Annotated in this window: 21 protein-coding genes; 12 read left to right on the forward strand and 9 right to left on the reverse strand. The window is 52.7% G+C overall.

Translation table 11 applies throughout. The features are described from left to right. Positions 1-56: 56 nt before the first annotated feature. Both H8K29_RS10675 and H8K29_RS10680 read left to right on the forward strand, forming a co-directional pair. Positions 57-881: a head GIN domain-containing protein gene (locus H8K29_RS10675; RefSeq protein WP_186897593.1), complete on the forward strand. Its 825-nt coding sequence runs from the start codon at positions 57-59 to the stop codon at positions 879-881. Between the two features lie 406 nt (positions 882-1,287). Continuing rightward, positions 1,288-2,394: a substrate-binding domain-containing protein gene (locus H8K29_RS10680; RefSeq protein WP_186897594.1), complete on the forward strand. Its 1,107-nt coding sequence runs from the start codon at positions 1,288-1,290 to the stop codon at positions 2,392-2,394. An 86-nt stretch (positions 2,395-2,480) separates the two neighbouring features. On the opposite strand, the gene H8K29_RS10685 is transcribed toward H8K29_RS10680, so the two are convergent. From H8K29_RS10685 to H8K29_RS10700, 4 genes are read right to left on the reverse strand one after another with little or no spacing between them, the layout of a single operon-like run. Further along, the gene (locus H8K29_RS10685; RefSeq protein ID WP_186897595.1) at positions 2,481-3,755 is read right to left on the reverse strand and encodes a TolC family protein; all 1,275 of its coding nucleotides are present in this window, start codon (positions 3,753-3,755) and stop codon (positions 2,481-2,483) included. Further along, entirely contained in the window at positions 3,752-4,075 is a 324-nt protein-coding gene (locus H8K29_RS10690) for a DUF3240 family protein (protein ID WP_186884291.1), read from the reverse strand. The genes H8K29_RS10685 and H8K29_RS10690 overlap by 4 nt, the downstream gene beginning before the upstream one ends. Positions 4,076-4,086: 11 nt before the next feature. After that, on the reverse strand, positions 4,087-7,167 hold the full coding sequence (locus H8K29_RS10695) for an efflux RND transporter permease subunit (RefSeq protein ID WP_186897596.1): 3,081 nt from the start codon (positions 7,165-7,167) through the stop codon (positions 4,087-4,089). Beyond that, complete coding sequence (locus H8K29_RS10700) at positions 7,167-8,357, reverse strand: efflux RND transporter periplasmic adaptor subunit (protein WP_186897597.1); 1,191 nt, start codon at positions 8,355-8,357, stop codon at positions 7,167-7,169. The genes H8K29_RS10695 and H8K29_RS10700 overlap by 1 nt, the downstream gene beginning before the upstream one ends. Positions 8,358-8,469: 112 nt before the next feature. On the opposite strand from H8K29_RS10700, the gene H8K29_RS10705 reads away from it, so the two are divergent. The 7 genes from H8K29_RS10705 (at position 8,470) to H8K29_RS10735 (ending at position 14,197) form a co-directional block, all read left to right on the forward strand. After that, positions 8,470-9,156 carry a response regulator transcription factor gene (locus H8K29_RS10705; RefSeq protein ID WP_186897598.1) on the forward strand — a complete coding sequence of 229 codons (687 nt, stop codon included), beginning with the start codon at positions 8,470-8,472 and terminating at the stop codon, positions 9,154-9,156. Beyond that, on the forward strand, positions 9,153-10,586 hold the full coding sequence (locus tag H8K29_RS10710; RefSeq protein WP_186897599.1) for an ATP-binding protein: 1,434 nt from the start codon (positions 9,153-9,155) through the stop codon (positions 10,584-10,586). The genes H8K29_RS10705 and H8K29_RS10710 overlap by 4 nt, the downstream gene beginning before the upstream one ends. A gap of 143 nt (positions 10,587-10,729) precedes the next feature. Further along, on the forward strand, positions 10,730-12,007 hold the full coding sequence (locus H8K29_RS10715) for a TIGR03862 family flavoprotein (RefSeq protein WP_186897600.1): 1,278 nt from the start codon (positions 10,730-10,732) through the stop codon (positions 12,005-12,007). Positions 12,008-12,114: 107 nt separating this feature from the next. After that, positions 12,115-12,441, forward strand: a complete 327-nt coding sequence (locus tag H8K29_RS10720) for a PilZ domain-containing protein (RefSeq protein WP_186897601.1) — start codon at positions 12,115-12,117, stop codon at positions 12,439-12,441. Positions 12,442-12,553: 112 nt separating this feature from the next. Beyond that, a complete protein-coding gene (locus tag H8K29_RS10725; RefSeq protein ID WP_186897602.1) occupies positions 12,554-13,051 on the forward strand; it encodes a YbaK/EbsC family protein in 498 nt (165 codons plus the stop codon). Beyond that, the gene (locus H8K29_RS10730) at positions 13,048-13,254 is read left to right on the forward strand and encodes a DUF1289 domain-containing protein (RefSeq protein WP_186897603.1); all 207 of its coding nucleotides are present in this window, start codon (positions 13,048-13,050) and stop codon (positions 13,252-13,254) included. The genes H8K29_RS10725 and H8K29_RS10730 overlap by 4 nt, the downstream gene beginning before the upstream one ends. A 22-nt stretch (positions 13,255-13,276) precedes the next feature. Next, positions 13,277-14,197 (forward strand): MBL fold metallo-hydrolase, encoded by a 921-nt coding sequence (locus H8K29_RS10735; RefSeq protein WP_255423342.1) that lies wholly within the window; start codon positions 13,277-13,279, stop codon positions 14,195-14,197. A gap of 14 nt (positions 14,198-14,211) precedes the next feature. Here the strand turns inward: H8K29_RS10735 and H8K29_RS10740 are convergent, their stop codons facing one another. Continuing rightward, the gene (locus H8K29_RS10740; protein WP_186897604.1) at positions 14,212-15,066 is read right to left on the reverse strand and encodes an enoyl-CoA hydratase-related protein; all 855 of its coding nucleotides are present in this window, start codon (positions 15,064-15,066) and stop codon (positions 14,212-14,214) included. Continuing rightward, the gene (locus H8K29_RS10745; RefSeq protein WP_186897605.1) at positions 15,063-15,722 is read right to left on the reverse strand and encodes a TetR/AcrR family transcriptional regulator; all 660 of its coding nucleotides are present in this window, start codon (positions 15,720-15,722) and stop codon (positions 15,063-15,065) included. Before H8K29_RS10745 ends, H8K29_RS10740 begins: the two co-directional genes overlap by 4 nt. A 161-nt stretch (positions 15,723-15,883) precedes the next feature. On the opposite strand from H8K29_RS10745, the gene H8K29_RS10750 reads away from it, so the two are divergent. The 3 genes from H8K29_RS10750 to H8K29_RS10760 all read left to right on the forward strand — a co-directional run bounded on the left by H8K29_RS10750 (position 15,884) and on the right by H8K29_RS10760 (position 19,286). Then, positions 15,884-16,861: a nitronate monooxygenase family protein gene (locus H8K29_RS10750; RefSeq protein ID WP_186897606.1), complete on the forward strand. Its 978-nt coding sequence runs from the start codon at positions 15,884-15,886 to the stop codon at positions 16,859-16,861. A 202-nt stretch (positions 16,862-17,063) separates the two neighbouring features. After that, positions 17,064-18,122, forward strand: coding sequence for a carbonic anhydrase (locus H8K29_RS10755; protein WP_255423343.1), 1,059 nt, complete (start codon positions 17,064-17,066; stop codon positions 18,120-18,122). 384 nt (positions 18,123-18,506) lie between these two features. Continuing rightward, a complete protein-coding gene (locus H8K29_RS10760; protein ID WP_186897608.1) occupies positions 18,507-19,286 on the forward strand; it encodes an EAL domain-containing protein in 780 nt (259 codons plus the stop codon). A gap of 150 nt (positions 19,287-19,436) precedes the next feature. Here the strand turns inward: H8K29_RS10760 and H8K29_RS10765 are convergent, their stop codons facing one another. The 3 genes from H8K29_RS10765 to H8K29_RS10775 all read right to left on the reverse strand — a co-directional run bounded on the left by H8K29_RS10765 (position 19,437) and on the right by H8K29_RS10775 (position 23,101). Next, entirely contained in the window at positions 19,437-19,895 is a 459-nt protein-coding gene (locus H8K29_RS10765) for a cache domain-containing protein (protein WP_186897609.1), read from the reverse strand. A gap of 480 nt (positions 19,896-20,375) precedes the next feature. Beyond that, positions 20,376-22,628, reverse strand: a complete 2,253-nt coding sequence (locus tag H8K29_RS10770; protein ID WP_186897610.1) for a xanthine dehydrogenase family protein molybdopterin-binding subunit — start codon at positions 22,626-22,628, stop codon at positions 20,376-20,378. 14 nt (positions 22,629-22,642) lie between these two features. Further along, positions 22,643-23,101, reverse strand: coding sequence for a (2Fe-2S)-binding protein (locus H8K29_RS10775; RefSeq protein ID WP_186884307.1), 459 nt, complete (start codon positions 23,099-23,101; stop codon positions 22,643-22,645). Between the last annotated feature and the right edge of the window lie 161 nt (positions 23,102-23,262).

Here is a 23,262-nt window from a genome sequence, read left to right on the forward strand (position 1 = left end):
TTCCCCCGTTACTGTTACTAACAGCGATTAACCAGAACGACTGAAAGGATTAGGAAATGAAATACATACTTCGCACAGGAGCAGGCATGCTGGTGCTGGCAATCATCCTGACCGCTGCTTCGGCTTTTATCATGCAAGCACATGCCGCTACCACGCTGACAGAAGCTGCTGCCGGTAATTTTTTTTCCGGTGACAGCAACGATACCCGCCCGGTGACAGCGCAGGTGACGCAAATAGTGTTAAGCGGACCGATTGATTTACTGTTGCGCTCGTCTGCAGTTCCATCTTTGTCGGTGAAGGGCGACCCTAAGGTGGCTGGACGGGTGACCACCAAAATTGAGGGCAATACTTTATACATTGCAACGCGCGGCATTTTTATCATTTTAGGTAAGTACGAACCTATCAAGGTGGAACTGAATTTGCCCGCGCTTGAAAAATTACAGTTGTCTGGCAGCGGTGACGTGAATGTCAAAGGCTTTAAAGGAAAGAGGCTGGAGTTCAGCATGCGCGGTTCCGGCGATCTGATATTTGACGGCGATTTCACTCAGATATTGGGCGCGATGAGCGGGAGTGGCGACTTAAATTTATCGCTGGCGAATAGTGAGCAAGTCACGTTAAGCATGCAGGGGTCAGGTGATGCGATGTTAAAAGGTCAGAGTGTTGCACTGACTGTCAAATTATCGGGCTCCGGAGACTTACATGCGGAAGCGTTGAAAGCGAAGCAGGTGTTTATCGAATCCCGGGGTTCGGCAGACAGCAAGATTTTTGCGACTGAAGAGGTGAATGCGCGTCTGATGGGGAGCGGTGATCTGTCAGTACAGGGAAACCCGGTACGGAGAAATGCTGAACGACTGGGTTCCGGCGACATTATCTGGCGATAAAAGGAGAAAACTTCTGAAAAGTGTTGCAAATTGAACTCAAAATTTGCCTCGTTTTAGTGCGAAACAAAATTTTGAATGGTGCATTGAATTTTATGTAATTCAAAATATTGTTTAGTTGCCTGTATGAAAAATTAAATTGTATTTCGTCAGACTTGGTATTGAAACTCTATTTATCTCGAAAAAATTTCTGCAATAATCGTTTCGGAAATGTAAATATTTGTTTCAATTTGATTGATGCAGCAACAAGTAACAGCGGAACTCAGCGTAAACAGACTGTTTCCTTGTATCAGAGACAGTCGTGCTGGTGAATTTCGCATGACACCTGTTGTTGTCATCTGGAAAAGATGAAACGCCCATCTGCGCAAGAATTGCGCAGTTTCGTTTTTAACCTGACCAACCAAGAACCATGACTGCTAAGCTAAGTAAATGCCTGACCGTGTTATTTGTTGTGTTTAGTTTCATCGCTGGCGCGACAGCCCAAGAAAACCCCGTGCAATTCATGAGCCGTGCCAATGCTAAAGTGGCTCGCGCCGCCGCTTTAAAAAACCGCTGGGAAGGGCCGGTGGATGGCCCTAAGATACACAAGAAAAAGAAAATTATTTTTATTGCCGGTGATATGAGTGATGCAGCGATTGCAGGTGTCTTTCACGGCGTCCGTGAAGCCAGTGCGGCGGGTGCCTGGGAGACATTGTCGATTGATTGCCGTGGTCGCTGTAATCAGGGCGCAGCCATCATTTCTCAGGCAATCGATATGAAGGCGGATGGCATTATTCTGGCAGGTGTCGATGTCGCGACGCAGGCCAAAGGAATCGCGGCAGCGGCAAAAGCGAAAGTACCTGTCGTTGGCTGGCATGCGTCTGTCAAGAGTGGCCCGACTGATGGTTTGTTCACAAATATCACCTCGAATCCAAAAGAAGCTGCGCAAGTAGCGGCCTTATTTACGGTCGTCGATTCGAACAGCAAAGCCGGTATCGTCGTTTTCACCGATTCCAGCAATCCCTATATGGCAGCCAAGTCGGCGGCAATGATAGAAGCGATCAAGCAATGCGACGGCTGCCGTATCCTCAGCGTCGAAGACGTGCCGCTCAGTGACGCGTATCTGAAAATGAAAGGCGTGGTGGAGAACGTTATCAAACGTCACGGTGCGAAATGGACGCATGTGATGGCCGTGAATGACTTTTATTTTGATTTGCTGGATGCCTCAAGTATCGCGCCATTGGTGGCGTCCAACAAACTCTCGGGAATTTCCGCCGGTGATGGCTCTGCGACTGCCTACCGTCGTATCCGTAGCAAAGGAATACAAAGTGGCACGGTTCCTGAGCCTCTGACTATGCATGCGTGGCAACTGGTGGATGAACTTAACCGTGCATTCTCAGATCAGCCGGCCAGTGCGTTTGTGACGCCGGTACATCTGGTGACATCGCAAAATATCGCCTATGACGGTGGCGAGAAAAATACCTTTGATCCCGCCAATGACTATCGTAATCATTATCAGCATATGTGGGCGAAATAGCTCGCAAGCACAGAGGCGTATCATTACACCATCAATAAAAAAGGCAGCTCACGCTGCCTTTTTTATTATTCATCGATTTTTTTACATCAATCAATCACCCATAGTTTGTGCGCATCCAGCTCCAGACGGGCGTGGGCAAACAAAGCATCTATTTGCGCGGCTTCAGCGGCGAGTGTCGCATCAATCGCATTACGACGGATTTGCAATGTATCGCTGAGCGAGACCTCGCCCAGCTTATAGGCGGCCAGCGCCGTTGTTGCCTGCGCCTGACTTTGCTGCTGTACTGCGTGCATGGTTTGCCAGATCGTGTACTGCTTTTGACTTTCCGATACCACGCGCTGCGCCTCACGCGTTACTTTGAGCCGTGTGAACTGATATTTTTCTTCCGCCATTTTCGACTTCAGTGCCGCTGCACTGGCATCCGCTTTGCGAGCCGTACCTGATAAGGGAATAGAGATGCTGATGCCGTAGATACGTTCCTGCCCGCTGCGTTCGCGCGCTGCACGTATGCCCACGGTTGGGTCGGGCATCGTTTCGGCAGCAATTCTCGACGCCTGTAATTTTGACAGCGCCGCTTCTGCTTCGGCCAGTTCCAGCTCATGATTATCGTCCATGATCTGATCGACCCAATAGCTATGGCTTTGTTCTGTTTTCAAGGGCACCGGCAGTTGTGGCAGCTCGCTGATCTGCAGCCCTGAATACAAGGTTGCCAAGGCCTGTTTCTGCTGTTCTTCACGCAGTTGTGCTTGCTGCAATTGGGCTTCCACCCGTTTTGCTTCGGTATCTGCCAGCATCAGTTCCAGCCTGGCAGCGTCGCCTGCTTTCACGCGTTTTTCCGCCATGCTGCGCAGTTGTACCGTGATATCAACTTGCTCTTGCAGGCGTTGGCGATAGGCGACCGCGCGCAAGGTGTCGAACCAGTCGTTGAGTAAGCTGCGACCAGCTTCATGCCAGCTGTCGGCATATGACAGTTGTGCCATATCGACGGTTTTGTCACCGATGGCGGCATCTTTACTGGCTTTGCCAAACCAGCGCAATGGCCGTTCTATGGCGATTTCCTGATCGCGTAAGCTGTCGCCATTTTGTTCGGTGCGGCGTGCTTGCGAGACCCGCATAACCCATTCATGGCTACCGGCTTCCAGACGTTGCTTGCTGGCTTGTGCGAGTTCTTTATTCAGTGTGCCAGAACGCAGTTGCGGTAAATTTTCCAGCGTTTTTCTTACCACTTGCTCCGGCGGCAGAATCGCAGCGATATCTGCTGGCGTTGCCGGAGGCAACACATTGGTCGCTCCAGCGATTGCTGAATAACTGGCGATACTGATCAGAGCCAGACGCATGGCGGTAGGTAAGATGTTGTTCATGACAGTCTCCCGAATTGCAAAACGGGGGTAATCCAATAGCTGATGTCCTGGCTTTTGATTTCCAGCGACAATTCTTTTAACAGCTGGCGCAGTTTCTCCTGCTCGCCGACGACCAGGAACAGCTTGCGTTTGCAGCGCCCCTGCACCTGTTCCATGGAACTCAGCAGATTGGCTCCTTGTCCCATGCCTTGTGCTGCGACGATAGTGAAGCCGCTCGCCAGCGCCGGGCGGAGTAATAAGAAGTCAGCAACCTCGTCTTCGAGTGTCACCGGGATCGCCAGATTCAGCAGGGCATCCATGTTTTTTTCAGATTGAGTCATGCCATATCCGTTCAGTTTTGTTTCGCGCGTTTGTCGGTGGGAATGCCGAAACGCTGAAATAGTATCGGTAACAGGATCAGGGTCAGCAGCGTCGCTGACACCAGACCGCCTATCACCACGATCGCCAGCGGTTTCTGGATTTCAGAACCGGGGCCGGTCGCCATCAGCAAGGGAATCAGACCAAAACCCGTGATGCTGGCGGTCATCATGACCGGGCGGAAGCGCCGTAATGCGCCTTCAGAAACCACTTCTTTGAGGGCAATACCGCGCGCCACCAGTTGATTGAAATAGCTGATCATGACCAGACCATTGAGCACCGCAATCCCCATCAGCGCAATAAAGCCGACCGACGCAGGTACCGACAGATATTCGCCAGTGACTGCCAGTGCAATCACGCCACCCAGCAACGCAAACGGAATATTCACGAACACCAGTAAAGCCTGACGTATGCTGTGCAGGGTCGTGAACAGCAGCAGGAAAATCAGTGCCAGTGCGACCGGCACTACCACCGCCAGCCGTGCGGCGGCTCGTTGCTGATTTTCAAATTGTCCGCCCCAGCTTAGACGATAGCCCGCTGGCAGCTTGACCTGCTGCGCCACTTTTGCTTTCGCTTCATCAACGAAGCTGACCAGATCGCGATCACGTACATTGGCTCTGACGACAGTCAGGCGCGAGGAATTTTCGCGTTCGACTTTGACTGGCCCTTCGACTGTGCGCAGACTGGCGACTTGCGACAACGGAATAGACAGGTTATCGGTCACTGGCAGACGCAATTGCTGGAACAATGACGGTGATATCTGCATCTGATCGCTGCCGCGTATCAGTAAAGGCAGACGTTGCCCTTCCTGTATCACGACGCCGCTGATCTTGCCTTCCACCAGCGTACGCAAGTCATTTTGTATCTGCTCGACGCTGAGGCCTAATCTGCCTGCGGCTTCGCGGTTGATATCGACTTGCAGGTATTGTACGCCCTCGTTCTTGACGCTGAGTACATCCTGGCTGCCACTGACGCCAGAGACGACTTTCACGATCTGTTCTGCCAGCCCACCCAGAATCTGAGTGTTCGGGCCGTAAATTTTAATCGCCAGATCACCGCGCACACCTGACAACATCTCGGATGTACGCATTTCGATCGGCTGCGTGAAACTGAAATTCACCCCGGAAAATTCCATCGTCACTTTGCGTAACTGATCGATGAGTTCGTCTTTGCTTTTGACCTTCCAGCTGGCGCGTGGTTTCAGTACCAGAAAGGTATCGGTTTCGTTCAGCCCCATCGGGTCCAGACCGAGTTCATCGGAACCCGCGCGGGCGACAATACTGGTCACTTCCGGCACTTTTTCCAAAATGCGCTGTTGCACCGCCATGTCGATGCGGGCGGATTCCTGCAGATTGATCGACGGCAGTTTTTCTATCTGCATGATGATGTCGCCTTCGTCCAGAGTCGGCATGAATGACTTACCGATGAACGGAAACAGACAGGCGGTCAGCAGCAGGGCGGCGACGGAGGCAAATGCAACTTTGCGTCCGTTGGCCAGCGCCTTTGTCAGTGTGGCGCGGTACATCGCTTCCAGCTTCAGTACCAGCTTAGGTGTGCCGCTATGGCCGTCTTTCAGCAGGAAAGATGACAGCACGGGAATCACCGTCAGCGACAAAATTAATGACGATGCCAGTGCAAAAATAATCGTCAGTGCGACAGGTATGAATAATTTTCCTTCCAGTCCTTGCAGCGACAACAGCGGTAAAAACACAATCATAATCACCAGCATACCGGCGGTTACTGGTACCGCGACTTCCTTCACTGCGCGATAAATCACATGCAGGCGGCCAAGTTTAGGCTGACCGTGGTCACCACTATGCGCTTCAATATTTTCGACCACGACAACGGCCGCATCGACCAGCATACCAATCGCAATTGCCAGCCCGCCGAGTGACATCAGATTGGCGGTCAATCCGAAACTTTGCATCAGCAGGAAAGTACCGAGTGCCGATAAAGGCAGGATGCAGGCCACGACCAGCGCCGAGCGTACATTACCGAGGAACAAGTACAGCAACACCACGACCAGGATGGTTGCTTCCGCGAGTGCTTTGGTGACAGTGGAAACCGCACGTTCGACCAGATTGCCGCGGTCATAAAAAGGCTTGATGCTTGTGCCTGTCGGCAGCGTCTGATTGATCGTGACCAGGCGTTCACGAATGTTATCAACAACTTGCTGCGCATTCGCACCACGCATTGCCAGTACCAGTGCCTCGACCGCTTCGCCTTTACCGTCTTTCGTGACGGTACCGTAGCGGGTCAGCTGACCGATTCTGACTTTCGCCACATCGCCGACTTTGATCGATATGCCATCTCTTTGTGCGATGGCAATCGCCCGCACATCATCGAGTGTACGGATGTTGCCATCACTGCGCACCAGCAAGGATTCTTCACCCGACGACAAACGACCTGCGCCGTCGTTACGATTATTCGCCTCCAATGCCGCTTGCAGCTGGGCGAGCGAGATGCCACGCGCAATCAATGCATCAGTATCAGGCACGATTTCAAAACTTTTCACCATGCCGCCGAGCGAATTGACATCCGCGACACCAGCGATATTGCGCAATTGCGGACGTATCGTCCATTCCAGCAAACTGCGTTTTTCCATTAATGACAACGGGCCTTCAATGGTGAACATGAAAATTTCACCGAGTGGCGTGGTGATCGGTGCCAGACCGCCGCTGACGGAAGCGGGCAGATCTTTCATCACATTGCTGAGGCGTTCACTGACTTGCTGGCGGGCCCAGAACACATCGGTACCATCCTGAAAATCGAGTGTGATATCGGCAATCGCATATTTGGATTGCGAACGCAGTATCGCCTGTTTAGGAATGCCCAGAAGTTCCTGCTCAATCGGCGCAACGATACGCGCTTCGATTTCTTCCGGGGTCATGCCCGGCGCTTTCATGATCAGCTTGACCTGCGTCGTCGACACATCCGGAAAGGCGTCGATAGGCAAGCCCTTAAAGGCCTGATAACCGGCTGCGATCATCAGTATGCTGGCAACGATGATCAGCAGACGCTGAGCGAGTGAAAATGCAATCAGTCGGGATAACATTATTGCGCTCCGCCTTCTTCAGCGCCAAGTCCGGCTCGTGCGCCTTTCAGCTGAATAATACCCTGCGTGGCAATCTGGCTGCCGACTTGCAATTTCGGATTACTGCTGACCCAGGCATGTTGCCCGACTGTGCTTAACAGCTTGACTTTGACTGCTTCAAATCCCTGCGCATTTTTGACAAAGACATAGTGTTCGTTTTTACTCTGGATCAGGGCTTTCGTTGGGACACCTATGCTATTGGGCGGTATCACGCCGCTCTGGTGACGCGCATCAACGAATTGATTGAGTTTCAGACATGGATTGCCATCGATGACTTGTGTGCGTATCAGTGTGGTCTGGTTACCGCTCTGAATCTGGGACGAGATGGCGGTGACTTTGGCGCTGGCGCAGTTATTCACCTGCATCAGATCGCCGATACGGATGCTGGATGCCTGCTGTGCCGATGCCTGCAATTCGACCCAGAACGCGCCGTCTTTGCTGATGCTTGCGATCGGTGTTCCCGCCTCTATACGTTGCCCGGGTTTGACATTAATTTCAGTCAGTATGCCGTTACTGTTGGCGCTGATTCTGAGCACCGACGTCAGATTCTGATTACTGAGTAACTGACGAATCTGGGTCTCGCCCATGCCAGCGCTGCGTAGCGCCTGATAGCGTTCTCTGGCAGCGACATCGGCCTGTATCGCCGCGGCACGACTGTCTTGCAGACGGCTTTGGGCAATGATGCCTTCATTAAATAAGCCTTCATCCCGTTCGCGTTTTTCTTTCGCCAGTCTGGATTGGGTGGCGAGTTGTACGTATTCGCGCTGCATCTCCATCAGTTGCTGGCTGAAGATAGACACAATCGGATTACCGCTGCGTATCGGCTGCATAGACTGATGCTGCACTTCCTGCACAACGCCGCTGACCATGCTGCTGATCATGCTGACTGCATTGGGTGGTGCCACGACAGTACCGGATAAATGCTGACCTTCGGTCGCACTTGCTTTGCCGTCGCTTTTGGCGGTATCTGCTGCAATCGCTGCTTCGGTTTTGATTCCCGCGCGCAGTATCTGCTCGTTTGTCAGTTTGATCTGGTTATTGGTTTCTGCGACTGCCGCACCACAGCTCAATAACGCTGACAATGTACAGAAAATCAGTTGTTTGCGGACGCCGCTACGGTGTTGCAATTGTCGTTTTTTCGTGATCATCATGATGTACCCTTGGCTTGAATAGACGTATTCTGGAATGAATATCTTAAGAACTCCTTAACAACTCGCCGTTACAATGCATTCGACAGTTACAGGAGGCCACAGGAGGTATGCAATGCGCATATTATTAGTTGAAGATGATCCCCAATTAGGTCGGGCGACACAAATCGGGCTGGATCAGTCCGGTTATGCCGTTGATTGGGTGCAGACAGCGGATAGCGCCTTATCTGCGGTAAAAACACATGACTATGCTTGTATTCTGCTCGATCTCGGCTTGCCTCAGGTGGACGGCATGGTGGTGCTGACGCGGCTGCGGGCATCAGGATTTGCCGGAGCGATACTGATCGTCACGGCACGCGAACAGATTGCAGATCGTGTCGCAGGCCTTGATGCCGGTGCTGATGACTTTATTATAAAACCTTTCGATCTCGATGAGCTCGCAGCGCGTATCCGTTCTGCATCACGCCGTAGCGGCGGGCGTACGCGCGAAGTGATTCATCATGGTGACATCGTGATGGATATTGCCGCCCGCTCGGTCACGGTGAAGGCGCATCCTGTCGTTCTGACCGCCAAGGAATTCCGGGTGCTGCTGATGTTATTTGAACATCTGGGTCGGGTGCTCACCCGCGAACAACTCGAAGAAACGCTGTATAGCTGGGGCGAAGAAATCGAAAGTAATGCAATTCAGGTACACATTCACCATCTGCGCAAAAAACTCGGTAAACACCTGATCCGCACGATACATGCCGTGGGCTATGTGATTGATAAGCCCGGTGCAACTGCGTCAGAGGAGGTGCAATGAATATGAGCATGCCCGCGCGCTGGTCGCTGCGCCGCACTTTATTGGCGCTGGTACTGACGCTGACGGTCAGTATCTGGTGTTTCAGTGCCGTGGTTGTGTATCTGGATGCCGATACCGAAAGCCGCGAATTGTTTGACCAGTCTTTATCCGAAACCGGACATTTACTGCTGGCGCTGGCCGATCATGAACTCGAAGAACATGTGGAAATGGCGGCGCCGACTCTGACCGAAATACATGACGGCAAACACAGCAAATATCTGTTGTTTCAGATCTGGGACGGGCAGCATCGCCTGATCTATCGCAGCGCTGGTGCGCCGGAAACGGCGTTCACGTCCTTATCGCTGGAAAGCGATAATCAGTTTGGCTGGATACGTATGGAGGGGCAGGAATGGCGCACATACAGCAGCTGGAACGCGCGTCAGAATATGCAGATACAAGTCGCCGAACCGAGTAGTCACCGCAAGGAAATCAGCAGCCGTTTTGCGTATAAATTAATGTTGTTCGCCTTGTTGGTGGTGCCATTACTCGTCGTCGGCATGTGGTGGAGTGTGAACCGTGTCTTCCGTAGTCTGCAAACGGTGGCAAACGAGGTTTCTCAGCGTATGCCGGGAGATTTGCATCAGTTGAACCTGCGTGGAGCACCGACAGAAATTCACCCTTTGCTGCATGCGATTAACCGATTGTTTGAACGCGTCAGCCAGACGCTGGAACGGGAACAACGATTTACTGCCGATGCCGCGCATGAGCTGCGCACACCACTGGCTGCTATTAAAACCAATCTGCAAGTCATACAGCGCGCACGTAACGATGATGAGCGGGCAGAGGCCGCAGCGGGCTTAGGCACCAGCGTTGATCGTGCGACCCGGCTGGTCGGGCAATTGATGACGCTGGCAAAGCTGGAGCCACCCTACGACAAAAACCTGGTATTGCAAGAAACCGATCTGGCGAATTTACTGCAACCGCAAATGGCAGGTTGGCAGACGCAGGCAGAAAAAGCGCAAATCAGCTTCAGCGCAGAGCTGCAGTCTGGGATTGCCTTGATACATGCGGAAAGCATACTGATTTTATTCCGCAATCTGATGGACAATGCGCTGCGCTACACGCCAGTGGGTGGGCGTGTGCAAGTCTCTTGCGGTCAGACCGAAAATGGCGTGTATCTGCGTATTGCCGATAACGGCGCCGGTATCCCAGAGGAGATGCGTGAGCGTGTATTTCAGCGTTTCGTGCGCTTGTCCGATGCGACGATTCCGGGCAGCGGTCTGGGATTATCGATCGTCAAAAGCATCGCCGACAATCATCATGCGACGCTGACACTGGCTGAGGGGCTGGATGAACGAGGCTTAGGTGTGACGCTGGTCTTTCCTTTGTACGCTGCTGCGGTTCTGCCCGCCATACAGTCAACAATACCGCCAACACCGTCAGCGCAGTAATAGTGCAGTGTAATAGTGCAGTAATAGTTTTTCCGGCTGCGTTGTGGCGGGCGTATCCAGCGTAAAATGTCGCCGCTATCTACTTTTTATGCCTCGCGCGGTGTCTGCGTTTCCAGCACCGCGCATGTCCTGTTCAGCTATTCATGTCAATCCGATCCGCTCCTCATTCCACCACTTCAGCCACACCTGCGAGTAAACCTCATGTGATCGTGATCGGTGGCGGCCCTGCAGGTCTGATGGCGGCAGAAACGCTGTCGCAGCAAGGTGTGCAAGTGGATCTGTACGACGCAATGCCTTCGGTGGGACGCAAATTTTTGCTGGCAGGTAAGGGCGGCATGAACCTGACCCATTCAGAAGAATTTTCTGCGTTCATCCAGCGTTACGGTAACCGTGCCGCCGAATTGCAGCCGCTCTTGCAAGCGTTTGACGCACAGGCATTGCGCGCCTGGGCGCAGGGGCTGGGCGTAGAGACTTTTGTCGGTAGTTCCGGCCGGGTGTTTCCGGTGGATATGAAAGCCGCACCTTTGCTGCGCGCATGGTTGCATCGCTTACGTGAACAGGGCGTGCGCTTTCACATGCGGCATCGATGGACTGGCTGGGGCGAAGCACCGCAGACATTGCGTTTTCAGACACCTGAGGGTGATTTGAATGTCAGCGCCGACGCAGTGATACTGGCGCTGGGCGGCGCCAGTTGGGCGCGGCTGGGGTCTGATGGCGCCTGGGTGCCATTATTGCAGCAACGTGGCGTTGATATCGCAGCTTTGCAGCCTACCAATTGCGGCTTTGATGTGCCGTGGACAGATTTTCTGAAAAACAAATTTGCCGGTCAGCCTTTGCTGACGGTGGCCGCCCGTGCTCAGGATGCCGATGTACCCACTGCCATGCGCAAAGGACAATTCGTGATCACGGCCGGCGGTGTTGAAGGCAGCCTGATTTACGCCTTGTCTGCAGCCTTGCGCGAGCAGATCAATCGTCGCGGCCACGCTGTGCTGGAACTCGATCTGCTGCCCGATACAAGTGCTGATCGTGTGCTGAGTGAAGTCAGCGCAGGGCGCGGTTCACGCTCTTTATCGAGTCATTTGCAGAGCAAGCTCGGGCTCGATGCATTGAAAATCGCCTTGCTGCATGAAGTGTTGAGCAAAGAGCAAATGCAACAGGCAGACGTTCTTGCTGCCACGATTAAACAGCTGCCACTGCGGCTAATTTCACCGCGTCCGATTAATGAAGCGATCAGCACTGCCGGTGGCATCCGTTTTGAAGCTCTTGATACCAGTGCCATGTTACGTGCTTGTCCTGGGGTCTTCTGTGCAGGTGAAATGCTGGATTGGGAAGCACCTACCGGTGGTTATCTGCTGACCGCCTGCTTTGCCAGCGGCCGCCATGCGGCGCAGGCGGCGATGCAGTATCTCGACGCCCGCTAATACCCTCGCGCATGGCAAGGTTGTCGCCAGTATTTTTCTGATTCATTGTTACAATTCATAAAGTTTCCATATAGTAATTGTTATTGCATCAGTTGCATTGTTTCTTTATGAATGAATCCAGAAATACTCCGCGCCTTCCTGTGTCCTGGCGGGCTGCAATACAAGTTGTTCCCGGTCATATCGTTCCTGCCAAAGTCGTTAATTTTTCTGCGACTGGCATACAACTGCAAACCAGCGTGATGCTGAAAGAAAAACAGTCTTATCAGATGATGATGGAGATCCCCAGTGTCAAGGACGCATCGGCACGTACGCAGGTTGTTGTTAAAGCCAGTTGCGTATATACGATACTCAGCGGTGACGCCTATCGCGCGGGTCTGAAGTGCACCGATTATCCGCCTGAACACCGTCCTTTAATCGAGAGCTGGGGCGGCTGATCGTCAGCTTCCTCGCCAGATCCTTGCTACGTTTCGCCAGCGGATGTCCGGCAGCAGAGATGCGGCTGTGTTATAAACACTGCGTGCCAATAACAGAATTTTGTCTAAGCAGATGACTATGAGTACAGAGAATGCTCTTCCGGATACCGCGCAGCGGGTCGCCAGTTTGTTACGCGAATTAGGCCACGATCAGCCGGTCGTGATGCTGCCTGAAAGTGGCAGAACGTCCGCCGAAGCGGCCGCCGGATTAGGCTGCAGCGTTGCCGAGATTGCCAAGTCCATCGTTTTTCGTCGGGTTGCCGATGATGCGGCGGTGATGGTGGTGGCCAGCGGCAGCAATCGGGTTGACGAGAAAAAAGTGGCGGCAATCGTCGGGCCGCTGGCGAAAGCCGACGCCCGTTTTGTCCGCGAAAAGATTGGTTATGCGATTGGTGGCGTGTGCCCCGTCGGTCATCTGCAAAAAAGTGTGATGCTGATCGATCAGGATTTATTGCAATACCCTAAAGTCTGGGCGGCGGCCGGTCATCCGCACGCTGTTTTCAGCCTGACCCCACAACAACTGGTCGCCATGACCGCTGCGCCAGTTGCCGATATTGCCTTGCAAACATGAGTATTTTGTACGACTACGATCCAGATTCCGCCAGCCCTGAGCAGGCAGTTCCCTCACCATGCGTCGGCGTTTGCCACATGGATGAAAAAAAAGCCTGGTGTGCCGGTTGTTTTCGCACCATAGACGAACTGACAGGCTGGAGCACGGCCAGTAACCCAGTCAAATTGCAGATCTGGCGTCAGGTAAAAGAACGGATGTTTTAAGCCAGCCAGCGGGAAAAATCCTATGCCAGACACGCTTATTCAACTTCCTGCCAGCATGCGTGTGTTTGAGCGCGGCTGGTTGTCGTCGAACAATATCCTGTTTATGGATGACGATACAGCGGCGCTGGTGGACAGCGGTTATGTGACCCATGCGCCGCAAACGCTGGCGCTGTTACAACATGCCTTGCAGGGTCGTGCGCTCGATTTGCTGGTCAATACCCATTTACATTCAGATCATTGCGGCGGCAATGCCTTGCTGCAGCAGACTTACGACTGCCGCACTCTGATTCCCGTTGCCGACATGCCTGCCGTGGCAGCGTGGGATGAGGAGGCGCTCACCTACGCCGCGACCGGCCAGCAGTGTGATCCTTTTCGTTTTGATGGCAGTATCGCGGATGGCGATCAGCTGAGGCTGGGCGGACTCGACTGGCAGGTGTTGGCGGCACCCGGGCATGATCCGCATTCGATGATTCTGTGTTGCCCGCAAGAAGGCATACTGATTTCAGCCGATGCCTTGTGGGAACATGGCTTTGGTGTGATTTTTCCTGAGTTGGAAGGTGAATCCGGCTTTGCAGAGCAGGCGGCCATTTTGCAAACCATCAGCGAACTCGATGTGCGGCTGGTGATACCGGGTCACGGTGCGCCATTCAGTGACGTGCAGGGTGCATTGCAACGCGCCCGACAGCGCCTCGATTATTTATGTGCTGACCCGCAGCGTAATGCCCGCAATGCGCTGAAAGTCCTGCTGGCGTTTATTTTGCTCGACACGCAAAAGCTGCACCTGGATCAGGCATTATTGCAATTTAACAGCAGCCGTCTGATGCGTTCTGCCGCCCGTCAGCTAGCTATGCCAGCGCAGGAATTGCTGCAACAGATCGCTGCCGAGCTGGTACGTGCCGGCGTCGCCCGCCTGGAAGACGGGCTGTTACTGAATAATCGCTAAGATCTGAAGCTGACTTATTTCAACTGATAGTTCGCTTCTGTGAATGGATGCAGCGGTGCCAGATCACCAAATTGCGTCGCGCGTCCCTGCTGTTTTGCCATAAACGCTTCCATCAGATTTGCACTTTGCCAGATACCCGATTGCAGCCAGCCCATTTGTTGCAAGGCATCGTGGGTAGAATGATCGCGGGCATAATGTATCGCCTGCTTGCTGCCCCAGATCGCGACCGGTGGCTTTTCAGTAATTTCTTTCGCCATTTGCAAGGCTGCTTCCAGCATCGCTTCTTGCGTATCAAATACCTCATTCACCAGACCCACCGCTTGCGCACGCTGGGCTGGTAAACGGCGTCCGGTGTACGCCATTTCATGCACAATACCTTCCGGGATCAGTTTCGGTAAGCGTTGCAGTGTACCCAGATCAGCCGTCATGCCAATATTGATTTCCTGTATGCAGAAGAATGCGTCCTTGCTGGCAAGGCGGATATCGCTGGCGCAGATCAGATCGACACCACCACCGATACAGCCGCCCTGAATGGCGGTGATGACTGGCATACGCAATTGCTCGATCAGGTTGAATGACTGATGCATATCCTGCAGCACCAGTGCAATATTGGCGCGGCCAATTGCATTGTTATCATCCAGCGTGATGCCGTTACCGGAAAACACATCCAGTGCCATGCCCGCAGTGAAATGCTTACCAGTGGATGAAATAATCAGCACTCGCGCCGACGCTTCTCGCTGTAATTTTTGCAGTATCTCGACCAGCTCGCGGAAAAAAACCGGTTGCATGGTATTCAGGCTGTCGGGGCGATTAAAGCGCAGATGGGCGATTTTCTGATCGATGCTGAAGTCAAAACACTGATATGTCATAAGAGTTCCTTGTTTGAAGGCTGGGGAGATTGCAGAGAAATCAAAACGGCACTTACAGCAGACTGGAACAGCGCATCAGCATGTTCCTGTTTCAGATAAAACCCTTTCAGTTCCAGGCTGATGACGCCATGCATGGCAGCCCATAACAGACGCGCCGCAGCACTGGGGCTGGATGGCGGCAGGCTACCGGTTTGCATGCAGTGTTCAAATTCGTCTATCAGCGGCGTGAACGATTCCCATGCGGCCTGGCGCGATTCCGGCGGCGGCACAAAACCGGCAATCGCATCGCCAAACATCACCATGTAATAGCTGGGATAACGGCGCGCAAACGCATGATAATTATTCGCATACAGCCATAAGCGCTGTATGCCACGGACTTTCTTTTCTACGGGGAGCGTCGCTTCGTATGCCAGAAATTCCTGCTTAAAACGCTCAAATCCTTCCAGATACAGCGCATTGGATAAGCCGTCTTTGCCACCGAAAATCGAATACAGCAAGGTCGTTGAGCAATTCACTGCTTCCGCCACTTTACGCACCGTCAGCGCGGCAGCGCCTTCGGTTTGCAGCAAATGGCTGGCGGCATCCAGCATTCCTTCGCGTAGCGAGCTGCGCAGCGCTTCCTGACTCTGGCGGAAATCAACAACTTTCGGTTTCATCGGTATCACTTTATGGCGAATGGGCTTGCTTCTGAGTTGGTTCACGCTGATGCTTGTGAATAACAACGTTTTTTCTGATAACATCATATCAGGCATGTAAAAAATTACCAAAAAAAGCAGCAAAAATATCTACTACGATCTGTTCACCGGAGACCATCAGTATGACCAGTACCTCTCATCTGCCGAAAGCCTTACAAAATCTGGCTTTACCTGTTATCGCCTCACCTATGTTCATCGCCAGCGGCCCGAAGCTGGTCGCCGCCCAATGTAAAGCGGGTATCGTTGGTTCGTTCCCTGCGTTGAATGCCCGTCCTGCCGAGCTGCTCGATACCTGGCTGACCGATCTGCAAAATGAATTGGCCGCCTACAAAGCCGCCAACCCTGATGCGAAAGTTGGCCCGATTGCCGTGAATCAGATCGTGCATCAGTCAAATGACAGGCTCGCGCATGATGTCGAGGTGTGCGTCAAGCATCAGGTTCCCATCATTATCTCGTCGCTGCGCGCGCCACCGCCAGAAATGCTGGATGCGATACACAGCTACGGCGGCATCGTATTGCATGATGTGATTTCTATCCGTCACGCGCAGAAAGCGCTGGAAGCCGGTGTCGATGGCCTGATTCTGGTCGCCGCTGGCGCTGGTGGTCATGCGGGTGGCTTATCGCCATTTGCGCTGGTCGGTGAAGTCCGCAAATTTTTCAAAGGGCCGATTGCGCTGTCCGGCTCCATTGCAACTGGCGACGCGATTCTGGCGGCACAGGCAATGGGTGCCGATTTCGCGTACATCGGTTCACGCTGGCTGGCAACGCCGGAATCGAATGTGGATGAGGCTTATCGCCAGGCCATCATAGAATCGAGTGCAGCGGACATCGTGTACACGAATTTGTTTACCGGTGTGCATGGCAACTACCTCAGAAAATCGATTATCGCCGCCGGGCTTGATCCCGACAACCTGCCGGTTTCGGACAAATCCAAAATGAATTTCGGTTCCGGTGGCAACAGCGGCGCGAAAGCCTGGCGCGACATCTGGGGTGCCGGGCAAGGTGTCGGTCTGATGGACGATGCGCCGAGTGTCGCCGAAGTCGTACAGCGCTTCAGTGCCGAATACCAGGCAGCAAAAGCACGTCTGCTGGCGCTGTAAGCAGCAACCTAATCACACAGAATGACCGAAGACGGACCGGCAAGCGCAGCATGTCTGTCGTCTGCCAGTCTGTGGAGGATTGTTAAATTGCCTGATGGAATTCAAGCGGAATTCAAGTTTAAACAGCGCAGGCCGTAAACAGACTATCCCGACCTGAATCCGTCTAATTATGCGCCGCTGCTCTGCTCTCCTGATTTCCCTGATGCTTGCGATCTCCGCTCAGGCGAATGACGCATCAACACCTCCGTCCAAGCCGATTAAACAGGCATCTGCTTCTGCCAAAGAAGAGGCGTCCGCGCCGAAGGAAAAAGAAAAAGAGACGCGCAAATCTTCCAAAGAAAAAGAGTCGAAGGAAAGCAAAGACGCTGCCAAAGATGCCATGGCTGCCGATGAGCTGGCGGTCAAAATTGCAGAACGTCTCGCCCTTTTGCGTAAAGAAAAAGACGATGTGGCACGCGCCTCAACCCGCGCCGTTGCTCGTTCTCCAGCGTATGTGGCGCCGGTCAGAAAAGTAACACCAGCCAAACCGAAAGAAGGAAGCGAACACGGTTCTTCGGCGATTATCGCGGCGATGGGTGGACATGGCGCCGTGCATTGGAGTTACGATGGCGAAGGCGGCCCGACCAACTGGGGCAAGCTCAACTCGGCAAACGCGAAATGTGATATCGGTGATCGTCAGTCACCGATCGATATCCGTGACGGTATCCGCGTCGATCTCGAACCGATCAACTTTGATTACAAGCCATCCGGTTTCAATGTGATTGATAACGGCCACACGATACAGGTCAATGTTGCGGCGGGTAATTACATCAGCATCATGGGCCGTAATTACGAACTGCTGCAGTTCCATTTCCACAAACCATCCGAAGAGCGCGTCAATGGCCGGAGTTTTGATATGGTCGTGCATCTGGTGCACAAAGATGCCGACGGCAAACTGGCGGTGGTCGCCGTATTGTTAGAACGCGGCAAAGCGCAGAATATCGTGCAGCAGATCTGGAACAATTTGCCGCTGGAAAAAAATCTGGCCCTGGCCGCACCGACAGCGATTGATATCAACCAGCTCTTGCCAGAGAAACGCGATTACTACACCTATATGGGTTCGCTCACCACGCCACCCTGCAGCGAAGAAGTGTTATGGATGGTGATGAAAGAAGCCGTGGAAATTTCCTCTGAACAGATCGCGATTTTCGGTCGCCTGTATCCGATGAATGCCCGCCCTTTGCAAAAAACGGCAGGCCGCCTGATTAAAGAATCTCGCTGAGAATTCAGCATACTCCCCCCTTATTTTATACAAAACCCCCTAATCTCCTTGAGAATAAAGGGCTTCAAAATATACTGGGGGGAGTATATTTTACGCCCCACCACGCGTCCACGGCTCCTGGCTATGCGCACCTGCCAGATACCATTTCTGATTCCTCTGTGCAGATTCAGCTAGCAGCACTTATTTTTTATGCGGACATGGCTTGTACAGAGGTTGTCGCTGACGACCAACTTAGCGCTTCCGGTGATGCGCGCATCCCATTGGACTACATGACGATCGTACCGAATCGGGGTACCATGTTCTACATAAAATCAGATGAGCCTGATGTCAGGCCACAAATAGCGGTCTGAAGCGGCGCTGTTTTCTCCAAAAAATAGGTTCGATATGAATTTGCATCCTCTCGCTCAGAGCAATACACCGTCGCCTGCTTGCCAGAAATGTAAAGAAGGTCAGCAGCTGGATTTTGATATTGCGTTTGCTTACCAGCCCATCGTTGATCTGGGCAGTCGTACTATCTACGCGCATGAAGCGCTGGTGCGCGGGCCGAATGGTGAGTCGGCTTTTTCGGTGTTGTCTAAAGTGACGGATGAAAATCGCTATTCATTCGATCAGGCCTGTCGGGTAGAAGCGATCCGGGGTGCAGCAGAACTCGGTTTGCAGGAATATTTGTCGATCAATTTTCTGCCAAACGCGGTCTATCAGCCAGCCGCTTGCATACGCAGCACGTTTGAAGCGGCGCAGCGCTATCAGTTTCCTATCGAGCGTATTATTTTTGAAGTGACCGAAGGCGAGCGGGTCGATGACCGACCACATCTGGTCAACATTTTCCGCGAATACAGTCGCTTCGGTTTCCGTACTGCCATCGATGATTTCGGTGCCGGTTATGCAGGTTTGAATCTGCTGTCAGAATATCAGCCGGACATTGTCAAAATCGATATGGATCTGATCCGCAATATCGACACCAGCAAACCTAAACAAGTGATCGTGCACGGCATTGTGGCGATCTGTGCCGGTTTGAATGTGCGCGTACTGGCCGAAGGCATAGAAACCAAAGCGGAACGCGACTTCCTGCGCGATGCCGGTATCGAGTTAATGCAAGGATATTTATTCTGCAAACCAGCATTTCGCGCAATCGGCGTGATCGATCCTGACGCCTGGGATTAAGCTGGCAGTTGCTGCTGATCTGGTTCCTGAACTGAGTGCCAGGAAATGCTTAAAAAACACGGAAAAATGGCGTATGAATGAACTGGTTCATGCGCCATTTTTATCCCAGATATGCTGCGTCACACGGGATGATATTGTGGTCGCGACAGATTATTTATAAACACCGCAAGCGAAAACCAGATCGCCTGCTTTTTCATAATAAGTGGATTTCTGCTCGATGGCCTTGGTAGTCGGATTGGGCCACTTGTAATCAACCCAGCCTTTTCCTTTGGTTGCGACGCCGGCCAATACTTCTTCAATAAATGCCTTGTTATCGACATCACGCAGACTACGTAAATCTTTGCCGACCAGACGTGCATTCGCACCGTGTGCCAGCGCTTTGCCATTCAGTTCAGTGACCCAGATATACAAGTCACGATCAACGAAACTGCCTTTAGGATTATTGAATTCGGCCAGCGCTTTTTCCTGACCATTCGCCTTCAGATAGGCTATCGCTTTTTTAACCAAGGCTTCCGCTTCCTGCTGCGTCCCATGTTCCGCCGCCATCACCGACTGGTTGATGAACAAAGAGAAAAAAGCAAAAGTAAAAAATTTCAATATTGCACGCATAAACTTGTCTCCGGTTTAGATATTTAAGATTTATTTTTTTTAAAAAATACTGAGCACGTTGCCAGACTTCAGCAGCTCAGATGCCTGTTCGTAATCGGCTTGCCAGAATTACCCACAGGGCATGAATGATCTTACTTCAGGTGCTACGGTTGTCGCTCTGTTTTTGCATGTTAACGTCGCGTTTTCGCAAAGAAAAAGTATCTCAGGATTGAAATTTTTTCTACGTGATGCTTTGGTCATCGTATGGAATCCCATACTCATTCCGCTACTGGCAGCGACAAACGGAAAAACCTGATCCAGAATCAAATTTAATAGCGACCTGCGTGAGATTTTTTCCGTCGTAGAATATTCGCCGAAAGTGATGTGAATAAATAAAAAAGCGGCGCATCGCTGAGTTAGCCGATGCGCCGTTTTTTTGTGTCAGAAAGAAGAGCTGATAAAGAGTACTATCAGCTCATTCTATTTCTGTTGCCGGATAATTTATGCCATTTTAAATGGCAATTCGCGTAAGCGCTTTCCGTTCAGACGGGCCAGTGCATTCGCAAATGCCGGGGCGAGTGCTGGCAAGCCGGGTTCACCCATACCTTTTGGTGCGTCGGCGCTTGGCACGATATGCACGGCAACTTTTGGCATGTCGGTAATGCGTGGCACAACGTAGTCGCCGAAATTGCTTTGTTCGACCACGCCGTCTTTGAGTGTGATCGCCGCGCCTGGCAGGCACATCGATAAACCCATCAAGGCGCCACCTTGTACCTGTGCTTCCACGCTCTTAGGGTTGACTGCCAGATTGCAATGCACGCCAGCGGTGGCGGTCAGCAGTTTCGGCACGCCGTTTTTGATCGTGGCAGTAACGACATAGGCCACCACAGATTCAAAAGACTCATGCACGGCAACGCCCCACGCCTGACCTGCGGGCAGTTTCTTTTTGCCATAGCCGGATTTTTCCACCGCCATCTGCAGCGCTGCCTCATGACGCGGATGTTTGCCCGCCATGAGTTTCAGGCGATAAGCAACCGGGTCTTGTTTTGTGGTGGCAGCGATTTCGTCGATCAGCGTCTCCATCACAAAGGCGGTGTGGGTTGAACCGACGCTGCGCCACCACAATACCGGCACATTTTGTTTAGGATGATGCACGGTCAGGCGCATCGGCATGGTGTATGGTTCTTTCATGCCTTCAACCGCAGTGCCGTCGATACCGTCTTTGATCATCATAGATTCAAATAAGGTACCGGCAACGATCGATTGCCCGACAATCACATGATCCCAGCCGAGGATATTGCCGCTGGCATCGAAACCCAGATGCGCGGTGTGCAGATGCATAGGACGGTAGTAGCCGCCTTTGACGTCATCTTCGCGGCTCCATAAAGTGCGTACCGGCGCTGCCAGACCTGCGCTCTGTGCGGCCTTGGCAACCTGACAGGCTTCGCTGACGTAATCGCTGGTGGTGACGCCACGTCGGCCAAAACCACCGCCTGCCATCAGTGTGTGTACCAGCACTTTTTCAGGGGCAATGCCGAGTATTTTCGCGGCAGCCAAGCCATCGAAACCCGGCATTTGCGTGCCTGTCCATACTTCGGCGCTATCGCCTTTAATCGCAACGGTGCAATTCAGCGGCTCCATTGGCGTATGTGCCAGATACGGGAATACGAACTCGGCTTTGATCTGATGCGGCGCGGTTGCCAGCGCAGAAATATCGTCTTTGTATTTCTGATTGCCGGCTTGTTTCGCCAGCGCTTTGTAGCTCGCTAATTGCGCCACGCTGTCGACTTTTTCAACGGCGCTGGTATCCCAATCTATTTTCAGCGCATCGCGGCCTTGTTTTGCTGGCCAGTAGCCATTCGCAATGACGGCAACGGATTCGCCACCACGGTCGCCAGGAATGCGCAGTACTGCCTGTACGCCTTTGATCGCTTTGGCGGCACTGTCATCGACGGATTTTATTTTTGCGCCGAATACCGGTGGGCGGGCGATCACGGCAGTCAGCATGCCGGGAAGATGCGCGTCGATGCCGTAGTCTTGCGTGCCGGTGGATTTGGCTTTTGCATCCAGACGCCCGATCGGTTTACCGATCAGTTTGAATTGTTTCGGATCTTTGAGCACCACGGTTTCCGGCACAGCTTGTTGCATCGCTGCTTCTGCGAGTTCGCCGTAACCGAGCTTTTTACCGCCAGGCCCGACGACGAAGCCATTTTCAGTGACTAAACCAGCAGCATCGACTTTCCATTGTGCTGCTGCGGCATTCACCAGCATGGCTTTGGTGCGGGCACCGAGTTCGCGATATTGAGTGTATGAGTGCTTGATGGAGTTAGAGCCGCCGGTCAGGTGAATGCCGTAGGCCGGGTCTGCATAAGCAGGGTTATTGGTGCCGTGTACGCTGCGGACTTTCGACCAGTCGGCATCAAGTTCTTCAGCGAGTATCAATGGCAGGCCGGTTTGCACGCCCTGACCGAAATCGAGACGATTAATCGTGACGGTGACGATGCCATTTTTGTCTATGCTGACGAAAGCACCGGGTTGTTGTGTCGGCTTTAATGCGCTGGCGGCCTGTGCCGCTGCATCTGTCTTATTGTCGGCCGCGCTTGCCAGCAAAGGGTAGCAACCCAGTGCAAAGCCGGAAGCACCGGCAATTTTCAGGAAAGTACGACGCGGTAAGTGTTCTGTTTGCGGTAGATTTTTTTCTGTAAGTGCCAGTAGGTGTTTCGGCATGTCCAGATGATGAGATTCAAAATGCATGTTGGTTCTCCTGATTAAGCCAGCATGCTGGCAGCATCGTGAATCGCAGCGCGAATACGCACATACGTGCCGCAGCGGCAGATATTGCCTGCCATGGCCGCATCGATGTCGGCATCGGCAGGTTTTTTATTGGTTTTGAGCAAAGCCGTGGCGCTCATGATCTGGCCGCTCTGACAGTAACCGCATTGGGCGACATCATGTTTGATCCATGCTGCCTGCACCGCTTTGCCGACTTTGTCGTTGCCTATGGCTTCAATCGTCGTGATTTTTTGTCCGGCTACTGCCGATACTGGCGTCACACACGAGCGTGTCGCCTGACCGTTGACGTGAACAGTACAGGCACCGCACAGCGCCTGACCGCAACCGAATTTTGTACCGGTCAGACCCAGTGCGTCACGTAATGCCCACAGTACGGGCGTGGATGGATCAACGTCCACCTGATGTTGTTTGCTATTGATATCGAGCGTCGTCATGGAATGGGTCTCCGGCCAGATGAGGGTAGGGAATATTAAAAACGGGCAAAAAAGCGTTCCGTGCGGATGCGCTTTGCCGTGCACTATAGGATATTTTGAACTTTTCTGCGCGGGAGCGAAAAAAAGGGCGCTGTTCAGCGCCCTCAACAGGTGAACAATCA

The organism is Undibacterium sp. CY21W, assembly GCF_014284265.1.
Taxonomy (GTDB): Bacteria; Pseudomonadota; Gammaproteobacteria; order Burkholderiales; family Burkholderiaceae_D; genus Undibacterium; species Undibacterium aquatile.